We start from the raw sequence: 12752 nt of genomic DNA on the forward strand, positions 1-12752 counted from the left end.
ACAGCCGCGCAGTATCGGCGCTGGGCCGCACAGCACGCTTGACCCAGGTCAGTGAATGCCCTGCCCGCGCAGCCGGCCGGGACGAACGGTCTGCCAGCGCACCCGCTCAGGCCGTGACGATCCAGCCTTCCAGGGGATCGAACGCGGGCAAGCCGTAGCGCGGGTGGCCGCTTTCGTGTTGCTGCTGCGCCCAAGCCGCCTGCAACAGGCAGAGCACCGCATCCAGCGCATCGCCGCTGGCGTCGTCGGCCAGTCTGTCGCGCTGGGCATGCGAGAGTTTCAGGCGCAGGCCGGTGGCCTGCAGCAGCGGCGCCTGGCCGCCCTCCAGCGCGTGGATGAGGGTCTTGCGCGCGATCAGGCGCTCGGGCGTCTGCTTCGCCTTCTCGTCGCTCTTGTAGCTGGTGGTGCCGAGCACGCTGCGCGCCAGCAGGCCGGGATAGGCCTCCAGGGCCACACGCGCCGGGTCACCGGTCTGCAGACCCGGCAAGGTGACACCGGCCGCGATCAGCCGGGGCACACCGGCGTGCAGCATGAACGCCACCGGCGGATTGACCCATTTCATGCTCGGGCTCGATCCGGCCGGCCCGTCGGTGACGCGGTGCGCGAACTTGCCACCCACCGGGCGCGCGGAGCAAAAGTCGGCAAAAGTTTCGCGGATGTCATCGCGGCTGAGGCTGGCGAAGTGAGCCATGTACGCGGTCCAATCGGTCGGCCAGCCCAGCGCCACCACCAGTTCGCGCGGCAAGCCGAAAGGCAGGTCGAAACCGCCCACCCAGGCGCCAGCGTCCTTCAGGCGATCACCCCAGGCATCGAGCGTCTCAAAGTGCTCGATGCGTTCCAGCAACACCCGGCCTCGGTCTGTGTGACCAACCGCCAGGGTGATGGGCTTGCGCCGGGACGGCGCACTGGTGAAGTCGCAACCGAGCAGCGTCGGCCGCTGCGGATCAGGCACGACCAATGATGCTGGCCGTGGCCATCAGCTCTTCAAGCAGGGCCAGCGAGACCTTGCCCGAGACGCCGTAGGGATCGAACTCCGGGCGCTCGGAGTACTTGAGCACGATGGATGTGTTGAGCTTGGACAGGTTGACCTGGCCCATGGTCCAGCCGCCAAAGCGGCGCTCGGAGATTTCTTCGTAGTGCAGCAGCACCACGTCGGTGTGCCGCGCGTCTTCGACAATGTGGTTGTAGAGCTTGTTGACCGCTTCACGACCACCTTCGATCGCCTGCAGGAACACGCCACCGCCGTAGCAGAGCACGCCGGTGATGCCGTTGCCCATGTTGTGCGAACGCGAGGTTTCGAGCACAGATTCGATGGTCTTGGCGCAATCCTTGTCGATTGCCCGGCTGACATAAAGCAGGCGTACCAGCATGGTGTTTTCTTCAGGAATTGCGTGGAATGAGCGAGAGGAATTCGCGGCGCAGGTTGGGGTCTTTGAGGAACACACCGCGCATGACCGAATTGATCATCTTGCTGTCCATGTCTTTCACGCCGCGCCAGGCCATGCAGTAGTGGCTGGCCTCCATGACGATGGCCAGACCGTCGGGCTGGGTCTTCTCCTGGATCAGATCGGCCAACTGCACCACGGCCTCTTCCTGGATCTGTGGGCGGCCCATGATCCATTCGGCCAGGCGCGCGTATTTCGACAGGCCGATCACGTTGGTGTGTTCGTTGGGCATGACGCCGATCCAGATCTTGCCGATGACCGGGCAGAAATGGTGGCTGCAGGCGCTGCGCACGGTGATCGGGCCGACGATCATCAGTTCGTTGAGGTGCTCGGCGTTGGGGAATTCGGTGACGCTGGGTCCGTGCACATAGCGGCCGTTGAACACCTCCTTGAGGTACATCTTGGCCACCCGGCGTGCGGTGTCGCCGGTGTTGTGGTCGCTCTCGGTGTCGATCACCATGCTGTCGAGCACCCCCTGCATCTTGACCGTCACCTCCTCCAGCAACTGCTCCAGCTCGCCAGGTTCGATGAAGCCGGCAATGTTGTCGTTGGAGTGAAATCGGTGGCGCGCGGCCTTGATGCGTTCGCGGATTTTGACGGACACGGGCACGCCCTGGTCATCGTCGATGGTGTCGGCGGTGGTCATGTCAGGTTCGGTTTTCATGAGCATGGGTCATGCTAACACCGGGTCCAAAAGCACCGAATACTTGGGGGCAACATGGGGTTTTGCAGACCAATCCACCGCACAAAGAGTGCCGAAGCAACGTGCTCACCCAGAACGCTTTGGTCCCGGCTTTGCCGGGCCGCATCGCGCTGCCCCCTTCGAGGGGGTCGCGCGCAGCGCGGCGGGGGTGCTTCATGGGGGTGCTTCATATCAGTATCGATGTCCGGTGAGGAACAGCGTGGCCCGCATGACGCCAAAGGCCAGCCTGTCCAGCAGGCGCTGGTGCCAGGGGCGCTGCCCGAGCACCTGCGCATCGAGTTGCTGGCCCTCCCGCTCGACGACGTCGGCCAGCCAGCGGTGCAGCAGGGCGGAGAAGCGGCGGTCCGTGGTCATGACATTGGCCTCGCGCGCGAGCAGCAAGGACAGAGGATCGAGGTTGGTCGACCCCACGGTGGCCCAGCGCTGGTCGATCACCGCCACCTTGGCATGCAGGGCGCTGGTCGCGTATTCGTGGATCTCGATGCCGCCGCCGAGCAGCGTCTGGTAGACCGGCCGGGCGGCACGGTACTGCATGAAATGCTCGTATTTGCCGTGCAGCAACAGACGCACCCGCACACCGCGCTGCGCCGCCATCAGGAGCGCACGCCGCAATTTGCGGCCCGGAACGAAATAGGCGTTGGCGATCATGACGTCGTGCCGGGACTCGCCAATGGCCTTGAGGTAGGCACGCTCGATATCGTGACGGTGGCTGACGTTGTCCCGCAGCAGCAGCGCGGCACGTGCGTTGTCCACCCCGAGCGGGCCATCGGACAGGGAAGCCGGCGGGCTGCTTTCGCCATCCGGCTTTCTGTGATTGGCCCCGGTATCCCGATCGGAACCCGCTTCCAGCCGCGCCAGCAGGCGCGAAAAGTCCCCCACCGGCAAGGTTTCGCGCAAAGCCTCCCAGGCGGCCCTGAATTCGCGCTGCCGTGCCTTGCGCACGGCCTGCAACCGCCACCAGAGCTGCTCCATGGTCTCCACCATGTCGGCCACCACCGGACCGGCCACCCGCAGTGAAAAATCCAGGCGTGGCGCCACCAGCCGCCCCAGGGCCACGTCATCCTGGTCGTCGATGATGTTGATGCCGCCGCAAAAGCCCACCGTGCCGTCCACCACACACAGCTTGCGGTGCAGGCGCCGCCAGCGACTCGGGATCAGCAAACCCAGGCGACCCAGCGGCGCGTAGACCCGCAGGCGAACACCCGCCTGCGCAAAGCGCTTTTTCCACTCGTCGGGAACCCTGGGCGTGCCCACCCCGTCGATCACCAGCCGCACCAGCACGCCGCGCTGTGCCGCGCGTTCCAGCGCCTGCGCCACGCCCAGCGCCGAACCGGCGAACTCGAAGATGTAGGTTTCGAGATGCACCACCCGGCGCGCAGTGTCCATGGCCTCCACGAGGGCCGGGAACAGCTCCGCGCCACCCACCAGCAGCAGCAACTGGTTCCCGCTGTGCATCACCGCCTTGCCCTGCGTTGCCGGGCGTCCCTGGGGCGCGGGACGGTCTGCGATCACAACTCGAACTCACCAATCAGCGGCAGGTGATCGGACATGCGTGACCAGGCCCGGCCATGCGGCACATGGGCCGATATCGGCTGGAGGCCGCGCACGAAGATGCGGTCCAGGTGCAGGAGCGGCAGGCGCGACGGGTAGGTCGGCAGGCGGATGCCGTCAAAGGTGCGCAGGTCCAGCGCCGCCATGGGCTTGAGCAGCTGTGCGCCCCAATCGTTGAAATCACCCGCCACGATCAGGGGTGCACCCGCCGGAACCTGGGCCGCCACATACTCTCCCAGGCGCTGGACCTGGCGCTCCCGGCTGGCATGGATCAGGCCCAGATGCACCACCACCACATGAACGTCGGCCCCGTCCACCAGCACTTGCGAATGCAGCAGGCCCCGCTGCTCGAACCGGTGGTCCGACACATCGGAGTGCCAGGATTCCACCACCGGCCAGCGCGACAGCAGCGCATTGCCATGTTCCCCATGCCGCGTGACCGCATTGGTCCGGTAGACCGACTCATAACCCTCGGGCGACAGGTACCCGGCCTGGTCCAGGTCGGGCCAGCGGGTGAAGTGCTTTTCCAGTTTGCGGTGGTGGCGCCGCACTTCCTGCAGGCAGACGATGTCGGCATCGAACTGCTCGACCGCGTGGGCGAGGTTGTGGATTTCCAGCCGGCGCGCGGGGCCGAGGCCCTGCACGCCTTTGTGGATGTTGTAGGTCGCGACCCGCAGAATGCTCATGCGGACAATGATCGCACGTTGCGCGGGCCTGCGGCGTCCCCACCTGTGCCGGCTTCAGAACCCGCTTTCCCGGATGAAGATCGACGCCAGTCGGCGCAAGGTGCCACTGATCAGCGACTCGGCGTGCCCGTCGATGCGCACCCGAACGGCCGCGACCTGGTGGGCCGGCAGGGGCTCGTCCAGCACGACGCGCACGCGGAACAGCGCATCGCGCACCACCTGCGTGCGCTCCTGACCCGAGCGGGCGGGTTCGTTCACCGTGGCGATCGGCCCACCGTGGTTGGCATCGAGCAGGCTGCTGGGCAAGAGCGTGGTCCGCGACACATCGATGGACTCGATGCGACCTTCCACCCAGGACGGCTGGCCCGCGAGCCTTCGCGCCCGGACAGTCTGTCCGACCTCCACCCGCGCCAGATCTTCTTCGGGAATGAAGGCGTCGATCACCCAGCGCGAGCTGTCCACCAGCATGGCCAGGGGCTCGCGCGATTTGACCCACACGCCGGGCGCCAGGCCATGGTCGACGTCGTGCAACTCGCCGTCGAACGGGGCCCGCAACGTCAGCCGCGCCCGCTCATCGATGCTGGCCTGTTCTTCGGCCTCGAAATAGGCTTTCTGTGAAGTCAGCAGCTGGCGCTGGGACTCGCCGTCGGGCACACCCATCAACCCGGCGATCTGGCTTTCGCGGGCCAGCGCCAGCTGGCGCGATTTGCCCTGCGCGATACCCAGCATGCTCGAATCGAGCACAAAGAGCACGTCGCCCGCCTTGAACTGGCGCTGGGTCGGCACCGTGACGATCTGCGCGGCAAAGGGCGCATGGATCGTCTGCTGATCGGCCGCATGGATCCAGCCATAGCCGGTGACGCGGCTGCTGAAGGGGAAGAACAGGATCACCAGGAGCGCCAGCCCGGCCATCACCAGGCCCTTGATCCGCGCTGCGCCGATTTCACCCCGCCTCGCTTTCCAGACCGCGAGTTCCTTGAACACCGGCTTGGCGATGAACCAGGACAGCTCCAGCACCATGAGCGCGATCCCCAGCAGCTTGAAGAAAAAGACATACACCAGCAGCGCGATACCGAGGAACACCACCAGCCGGTACAACCAGGTGCCCAGCGCAAACGCCACCAGCGCCCGTCGTTTGGCCAGCGAAAAGCTCTCCGTCCAGGGATCGTCCAGGCCCAGCAGGCTGCGGCGCAGCCAGACCTTGGCCAGTGCACTGGAACGCTCGTGCAGGTTGGGCAGGTCCAGCAGGTCGCTGAAAATGAAATAGCCATCGAAACGCATGAACGGGCTGGCGTTGATGGCCAGCGTCATGATCCAGCTGGTGGTGGCCAGAAAGAACATGCCGTTGCGGAACGCTCCGTCGGGCGCCAGGCTCCAGAGCAAGGTGGCCAGGCTGGCCAGGGCCAGCTCGACCGCGATGCCCGCGCTGGCGATGGCCAGGCGCTGGCGGGGGTCCTTCAACCGCCAGCTCTCACCCGTGTCGGTGTAGAGCATGGGGAACATCACCAGAAAGGCCACCCCCATGTGCGCCACGCGCACGCCGTAACGGGTCGCGACGGCGGCGTGGCCGATTTCGTGCACCGTCTTGGCGAACAACAAGGCCAATCCATACCCGAACACCCCGGACCAGGTCATGTTGTCCACCAGCGTGTGCTGGAACACATCCCACTGCCGCGAGGCGAGAAACAGGCCGAGCACTGTGACCAAGCCCAACATCCCGAAAACCCAGGGCATCCGCAAACGGGCCAGCAGCGGCTGCAGCGCCGCCAGCCAGGCCTGAGGCCGGACCAGAGGAACCCGGAAAAACAGGTAGTTGTGCACCATCCACTCGAACAAGGACCGCTTGAGCTGCTGGCTGCGGCCGATGACCCGGGCCACATCGGCCTTCGTATCCAGACGAAGCAGCTGGTTGTCGGACAGGAAACCGAGCAGCTGGCGCACGTCCTGCAGGGTCACATTGAGCGGCGTCTCTGCATTGACCGCCTTCACCAGGGCCGCCGCGTCGTGGTGGGCCCAGTGAACCAGCAGCTCGAAGTCGATCCAGCCGATGCGGTAGAAGCGGTTGTTGACCGGGTCCTGGATGATCCAGGCGGGTGAGCCGTCCTCGTTGGCGGCCGCCGGAAACATCACGAGTTCGTCGCGGATGCGCGGCAACGGCACCACCTTCGTCCGCTTGACGCGCCGGGGCAGCGGGATCGTCGCGCTGGTGCTCACAGACCCGTCCACTCCCGCACACTGGCCAGCGGCCGGCGGAACAGGTAGTAGCCCAACAGCACCCAGTCGCCCGAAATGCGGGCCGTGCCGCGCAGGCCGATGCGCGGCAATTCGGTGTCCTCATCAAAACGCGCGCGCAGCCGGTAAGCGGCGACGCCATCCGGACTCAAAGATGCCTGGTAGCTGGCTTCGATCAGGCGACCGGCGCGGGGGCTCAGCGGTTCGGTGTGCAGGAAGAGCCGCACGGGCGACTCCAGCTCCAGGTTGATGGCATCGGCCACCGACAGCCAGATCAGGATGCCGCCGTCTTCCGGCTGGGCCAGCTGCATGACGCGTTCGCCGGTCTGGACCGGTCGCCCGAGCCAGTCGTTGGTGTCCGCAAAAATCGCCACACCATCGCGTTCCGCGCGCACCTCGACACGTTGCGCCTGGGTGTCCACGGCGGCCAGCTCGGCCTCTTTCTCCCGGACCCGCCCCAGCGCCACCGCCACATCGGCCTTGCTCTTCGCGTCGTCGAAGGCGCGCTGCTGGGCGACGTGGGCGTCGGCCCGGGCAATCTCCAGGCTCTTGAGCGCCACCTGCTGGCGGTTGAGCAACGCGGAATCATCGAGCGAGAACAGCAGGTCACCGGCCTTGACGCGCGCATTGGGCGCCACCGCGAACGAACCGACCACGCCATCCTGCGGTGCGGCCACCGCCATGGCGTTGAGCGCGATCACCTCGGCGGGCGCCAGCACCGACAGCCGCACCGGAACGAACAGGCCCAGCGCCAGCGCGCCGAACAACAGCCAGCGGTTGCGGCGGCTCTTGAACAGCTTGCCGGCCCGGCTCCAGGAGCGCTGCGTGCTCCGGTGGAGCGCGGCAAAACAATAGCCAAACGTGGCATGCAAGCGCTGCACCAACTGGATGGTCGCATCGTCCCAGGCCTGCTCACGGGCATAGAGCACCATGCCCTGGGACACGCCGTTCCTGTCGGGCAGGGGCGCCCACAGCAGGTGTTCCGGCAGCCACTCGGCCCAGCTTTTGGCGTCTTCGCCGACAGCATCCGCATGGTCCAGACAGTGAACCGTCCCGTCGCGCGGCAGGCGCTGGGCAAATTGGCTGAGCCAGACAGCAAACGGCGAATCGTTGGCCACGCTCACCAGTCCGGAAGCGGCCGCCAGGCGAACCCGATCGCCATCCAGCTCGAACATGGCCGCCTGCCGGTAGGGCGTCAACGCATGGGTTTCGTTGACGATGGTGAAGCGGAGTGCGGCGAGGGTTTGCGCTTCCAGCGCCCGGGCTTCGATCTGCAGCAGGACGCTCAGATCCGAGACATCAGCCATCGCTCAGGCTCACCGCATGCCTGTGAATTTCGCCACCCCGCTCATGCCGGGCAGCAGGTCGGCGTGCGACTTCAGCATGGTCGCTTCGAGCTCGATGGTCTGGCTCACCGGATCCACACGGCTGTTGATCCGGTGCACCCGTGCGGCGTAGGTGTTGCCGGTTTCATCGATGGTCACCTCGAACTCGTGCCCCATTTTCAGGGTCGACATCCAGTTCGACGGCACGTTCAGCTTCAGCAACAACAGGCCGCTGCGCACCAGATCGAGCAGGGGTTGTCCGGCGCTGACGGTCATGTGGCTGCGCACGTGCAGCTTGGCTGTCGAGCCGCTCCAGGGCGCCCGGATCGAGCACTGCGAAATCTGGAACTGGTACAGGTCGATCTGGGCCTTGGCTTTGGCCACCGCGCTGGCGGCCAGGGACACCTCGACGTCGCTCGCCTGCTCCAGGCCCTGCATGCGCAACTTGGCTTCGTACTGGTCGGTGGCGGCCGCCAGATCGGCGCTGGCCATGGCCTGGCGGGCACGCGGCTCGTCGCAATCCAGCGAAACCAGGGTGGCCCCTTGTCTGAAAGGAGCGCCCAGGCCCACGTGGAGCTTGGCGATGCGCCCGGGAACGGGACTGGCCAGCACGGTCTCACCCGCCGGTAGCACCAACACCCGCACGGAGGCCGACGCTGCAGCGGGAGCCGCAGCGGACTTGGGTGGATTGGGAGCCGCCCTGGCTGCACCGGCCGCGTTGGTCTGGGCGGAAACCGTCAGGGACAGAGCGCCCAGAAACAACACCGCGCCGGTCGCGCGCCAAAGGGATTTGCAGGGCATGTCAGTCAACATTCAGCCAGGATTTGAGTTCGCCAAGATTGGCATTGAGTGCCGCCACGAGGCTGGATTCGTACACCGAAGCCCGCGCGTTGCTCGGAATGGTAGTCGCAAAGCGCGCCTGCTGCGGCTGGCCCGCTTCGTCTTTCAGCTCGACGGTCCAGGACGCCTTTTCAACCCCGTTCTTGCCCGCTGCCTGGAAGGACAACAGCAAGGGCGTGCCTTCCTTGGCGTCTGTGGCGATCTGGTGCCGGGCCAGCAGCTCGGTCACCAGGGCCTTCATGCGCACTTGCTGCACCGGATCGGCCACACCGGCGAGCTGCACCTTGACCACCGTGGCGTGACCAAACAGGTTGGACGACAGGGCAAACGCGTCTTTCTCGGCGGCCTGCAAATGGGCCTTCACCCGCTGCGACAGCGTGCCCAGATCGTTGGCTTCGAAGTCGTCGGCTATCGGATCGAAACCCAGCGTGTTGTACAGGCGGCCGAACGCGATGTGGGCGTTGGCGTAGGCGTTGGCGCGCTGGTAGGCGCCCAGCACGGCACGGGCCTGGGTGCGGATCGCTTCGAGTTCGCTTTCCAGCTTGGCGGTGACCGACGCCTTGGTGAAGGCGGCCAGGCGGGTATCGACCTGCGAGGCCTGATCGGCCAGACGGAAGTCTTCCAGCGCCATGCGGTAACGCTCGGCGCTGACGCGCGTCTGCGTCAGGATGGCCATGGACAGCGCCATGCGGCGCGCTTCGTCTGTCTGTTGCTGGTACTGCTGCGCATTCTTCATCGATGGCAGTGCCACCAGGCGCATCAGGTTCCAGGCCAGGCTCAAGCCGCCTTCAGACCAGCTGTTGTTGTACAGGAGCCGGTTGGAATCGTGCTGGCGGCCGTAGTTGAGCGTGATGCCGGGCAACATGCCGAGGATCTGCTTGCGGGCTTCATCGGCGGAGATGCGCTTCCTGTAGTCTTCCTCGCGCAGCTCGGGACGCTGCAGCAGCGCCATTTCTTCGAGCTTGCCGATGTCTTTCGGCGCCACAGGCAGGTTGGTCTCAACGGCTTCGGCCAGCACGAAGTCGGCGCCCGGCAGGACGTTCATCAGCGCCGCCAGTTCGCGCTTGGCAAACTCGAGGTCCTGACGGCGCTGGTTCAGCAGCGTGGTGGCGTCCAGCAAGGCGCGCTGGTAAGCCAGCGCCAGACCCGGCGGGATGATCTTCTGCGTTTCGGCTTCGCGTGAACGCGACAAGGCCAGCGACGCACGCTGCAGGATGTCGTCGGCCTGGGCGTTCAGGCGCTGGGCGCCCAGCGCGCGCCAGTAGGCCGCGCGCACGTCCTGCAGCAGGTTCTGCACCACCTTGCGGCGGCGCTCTTCAGCGATCAGGAACTGGTCACCCTGCTGGCGGGCACGGTAGTAGGAGACGCCAAAGTCGAGCGCATTCCACGAGAACTCGATGCCGCGCAACGAGTGGCTGCGCGCGTCGGAGGAGGTCGGGCGATCCGACTCCACGCCGTCCAGAATGCCGATGCTGGTGCCGCCCGAGAAATTGCTGCGGTCGCGGTAACCGGCGGAGGCCACCAGCTGCGGCAGCATGTCGTAGCTGGCGTGGTCGGTCAGACCCAGTGCCAGGGCCGACTCCATCTTCTTCAGGCGGTAGTCCAGGTTGTACTTGAGTGCCCGGGCGACCGCCTCTTCCATGCTGATCGGTGCCGTGATCGAAGCCTGATCGGTGTACATGCGCTCGGTGTCGGACTTCACCCGGTCACGCACCTCGTCCTGCGTCAGCGTCTTGGGTGTCACGCTGCACCCGGCCACAACGGCCACAACGGCCAACATCACCAGGCTGCGAGGCAGGAAACCGGTTGCGCGGGTGGAAACGGAAGGGGTCTTGTTCATCTTCATGTTCTCGAAAAAATGGGGTTCAGCTTTTGACCGTTGTGGATCGGGTGATGGGGCGTGAGCCGTGCAATCTGTCTTTGGCCATCCGCTCCACCTGGGCGCGGAAGCCCTGAGCCGCACGGGGCAACTCAACCGCCTTTTGCACCGGGGCGTCGTCAACAGCCTTGGCTGCCTGCGGAGCAGCTTCGCTCTCGCCACGGGCAGTCGCCTGTTGTGGACGTGCTGGTTGTGGCTCTGCCTCCGCCACCGACGCCGCGGTGCCGTCAGGCTTGGAAGTGCCCAGCGCAAACGGATCCAGCAGGCTGCCATACCCCGCTGTGGCCGAGTTGTGTGCGTCGACGATGGCATTGCGCAAGCGCGATTCCAGTTGCGAGGCCCGCACGGCGTGCTGAACAAACAACCCCTGTTCCATGACGATCGGCTGGTGTCGAACCGCATGCTGCACGTGCAGCGCTGGCGCGACCACCTGCACCTCACCCGGGCTGGGTTCCTTGATGAGACCCACCTGATCGACCCAGGTCGAGCTGTCGAACATCAGGCTGTCTGGCCGCTGGCTCATGGCTTCACCCATGAGGCCTGCATCCAGACCGGCGGAGCCCAGCGAAGAGGTGAACATGCCCCGCTCGTTGCTGGCTTCGCTGACCGCGTACAGCACGTGGAGCGCACTCCCTGGTTGTGACGAAATAGCGGGTGTGCTGGTGTCCGATGTGGCCGGGCCCTCCCACACCGGTGCATCAGGCACCTCCGGCGCGGGCGCGGGCGCGGGTGGCAGCGGTGGAACTGGCGCCGGTGCCGGTGCAGGCGCAGGCCCGGGTGGGAGCGGGGAAGGAGCCACGTTCACCGTGTGCGTGGCGCTGTCGGTGGCACCGTCCTGGTCGACGATCGTGTAGTTGATCACCACCGCTCCGCTGACACCGGGCGCCGAGGTGAAGGTCCACACGCCGCCCACCTCGGTGAGCGTGCCCTGGCTCGGGTCGGCCAGCGTGGCCGTGCTCACCGTCAGCGGGTCGCCGTCGGGGTCGCTGTCGTTGCCCAGCAGGTTCACCACCGTCGCCACTTCGGGGCTGGCGGCCTGCGTGTCGTCGTTGGCCAGCGGTGGCGGGTTCACCGGCTCGATCGTGATCGTGCCCGTGAAGGTCCCGCCGTTGCCGTCGTCCACCGTCACCGGGATGACCACCGCTCCGGCGTTGTCCACCGGTGGCGTCACCGTCAGCTCGCCCGTGACCGGGTCGTAGTTGGCCGTCACCCCCGGTGGCAGGCTGCTCAGATCGGGCGTGATCGTCAGCGTGTCACCCGTGTTGGGGTCGCTGAAGTAGTTGTCCAGGTCCACCGTCACCGCGGTGCCGTCTTCCCCGGGCACGATCAGGTTGCTCGGGTCCGTCGGGTCGATGCCGGGCGTCCCGGGCGTGGGGTCCGGGTCCACCAGCACCGGGGGCTGGTTGGCCACGTTCACCGTGTGCGTGGCGCTGTCGGTGCCGCCGTCCTGGTCCACGATCGTGTAGTTGATCACCACCGGGCCGGAGACGCCCGGCGCCGAGGTGAAGGTCCACACGCCGCCCACCTCGGTGAGCGTGCCCTGGCTCGGGTCGGCCAGCGTGGCCGTGCTCACCGTCAGCGGGTCGCCGTCGGGGTCGCTGTCGTTGCCCAGCAGGTTCACCACCGTCGCCACTTCGGGGCTGGCGGCCTGCGTGTCGTCGTTGGCCAGCGGTGGCGGGTTCACCGGCTCGATCGTGATCGTGCCCGTGAAGGTCCCGCCGTTGCCGTCGTCCACCGTCACCGGGATGACCACCGCTCCGGCGTTGTCCACCGGTGGCGTCACCGTCAGCTCGCCCGTGACCGGGTCGTAGTTGGCCGTCACCCCCGGTGGCAGGCTGCTCAGATCGGGCGTGATCGTCAGCGTGTCACCCGTGTTGGGGTCGCTGAAGTAGTTGTCCAGGTCCACCGTCACCGCGGTGCCGTCTTCCCCGGGCACGATCAGGTTGCTCGGGTCCGTCGGGTCGATGCCGGGCGTCCCGGGCGTGGGGTCCGGGTCCACCAGCACCGGGGGCTGGTTGGCCACGTTCACCGTGTGCGTGGCGCTGTCGGTGCCGCCGTCCTGGTCCACGATCGTGTAGTTGATCACCACCG

At 66.4% G+C, this 12752-nt stretch carries 10 protein-coding genes; all 10 read right to left on the reverse strand.

Features of this window, described 5'->3' with window-relative positions; genetic code table 11:
• Positions 1–106: 106 nt before the first annotated feature.
• Positions 107–952: a DUF429 domain-containing protein gene (locus F3K02_RS24470; RefSeq protein ID WP_177138948.1), complete on the reverse strand. Its 846-nt coding sequence runs from the start codon at positions 950–952 to the stop codon at positions 107–109.
• Positions 945–1370 carry a BLUF domain-containing protein gene (locus F3K02_RS24475; protein ID WP_177138950.1) on the reverse strand — a complete coding sequence of 142 codons (426 nt, stop codon included), beginning with the start codon at positions 1368–1370 and terminating at the stop codon, positions 945–947. The genes F3K02_RS24470 and F3K02_RS24475 overlap by 8 nt, the downstream gene beginning before the upstream one ends.
• A gap of 10 nt (positions 1371–1380) precedes the next feature.
• Positions 1381–2115: a GTP cyclohydrolase I gene (folE, locus tag F3K02_RS24480; RefSeq protein WP_177138952.1), complete on the reverse strand. Its 735-nt coding sequence runs from the start codon at positions 2113–2115 to the stop codon at positions 1381–1383.
• Between the two features lie 204 nt (positions 2116–2319).
• A complete protein-coding gene (gene clsB, locus F3K02_RS24485) occupies positions 2320–3603 on the reverse strand; it encodes a cardiolipin synthase ClsB (protein WP_177138985.1) in 1284 nt (427 codons plus the stop codon).
• Positions 3604–3656: 53 nt separating this feature from the next.
• The gene (locus F3K02_RS24490) at positions 3657–4385 is read right to left on the reverse strand and encodes an endonuclease/exonuclease/phosphatase family protein (RefSeq protein ID WP_177138954.1); all 729 of its coding nucleotides are present in this window, start codon (positions 4383–4385) and stop codon (positions 3657–3659) included.
• Between the two features lie 54 nt (positions 4386–4439).
• Entirely contained in the window at positions 4440–6599 is a 2160-nt protein-coding gene (locus F3K02_RS24495) for a site-2 protease family protein (protein ID WP_343067154.1), read from the reverse strand.
• The gene (locus F3K02_RS24500; protein WP_177138956.1) at positions 6596–7924 is read right to left on the reverse strand and encodes an efflux RND transporter periplasmic adaptor subunit; all 1329 of its coding nucleotides are present in this window, start codon (positions 7922–7924) and stop codon (positions 6596–6598) included. The genes F3K02_RS24495 and F3K02_RS24500 overlap by 4 nt, the downstream gene beginning before the upstream one ends.
• 9 nt (positions 7925–7933) lie before the next feature.
• Positions 7934–8743, reverse strand: coding sequence for an efflux RND transporter periplasmic adaptor subunit (locus F3K02_RS24505; RefSeq protein ID WP_177138958.1), 810 nt, complete (start codon positions 8741–8743; stop codon positions 7934–7936).
• A 1-nt stretch (position 8744) separates the two neighbouring features.
• Positions 8745–10622 (reverse strand): TolC family protein, encoded by a 1878-nt coding sequence (locus tag F3K02_RS24510; protein WP_246309771.1) that lies wholly within the window; start codon positions 10620–10622, stop codon positions 8745–8747.
• Positions 10623–10647: 25 nt separating this feature from the next.
• Positions 10648–12752 (reverse strand): Ig-like domain-containing protein (locus F3K02_RS24515; RefSeq protein WP_177138963.1); only part of this gene is annotated, 2105 nt, incomplete at its 5' end.

The sequence above is a fragment of the Hydrogenophaga aromaticivorans genome (assembly GCF_013387465.1).
GTDB lineage: Bacteria > Pseudomonadota > Gammaproteobacteria > Burkholderiales > Burkholderiaceae_C > Hydrogenophaga > Hydrogenophaga aromaticivorans.

What these genes read in the sequence shown, in the direction of transcription:
- F3K02_RS24475 (WP_177138950.1), bottom strand. Translation starts at nt 1,370, where the DNA reads ATGCTGGTACGCCTGCTTTATGTCAGCCGGGCAATCGACAAGGATTGC.
- folE (WP_177138952.1), bottom strand. Translation starts at nt 2,115, where the DNA reads ATGCTCATGAAAACCGAACCTGACATGACCACCGCCGACACCATCGAC.
- clsB (WP_177138985.1), bottom strand. Translation starts at nt 3,603, where the DNA reads ATGCACAGCGGGAACCAGTTGCTGCTGCTGGTGGGTGGCGCGGAGCTG.
- F3K02_RS24490 (WP_177138954.1), bottom strand. Translation starts at nt 4,385, where the DNA reads ATGAGCATTCTGCGGGTCGCGACCTACAACATCCACAAAGGCGTGCAG.
- F3K02_RS24500 (WP_177138956.1), bottom strand. Translation starts at nt 7,924, where the DNA reads ATGGCTGATGTCTCGGATCTGAGCGTCCTGCTGCAGATCGAAGCCCGG.
- F3K02_RS24505 (WP_177138958.1), bottom strand. Translation starts at nt 8,743, where the DNA reads ATGCCCTGCAAATCCCTTTGGCGCGCGACCGGCGCGGTGTTGTTTCTG.
- F3K02_RS24510 (WP_246309771.1), bottom strand. Translation starts at nt 10,622, where the DNA reads ATGAACAAGACCCCTTCCGTTTCCACCCGCGCAACCGGTTTCCTGCCT.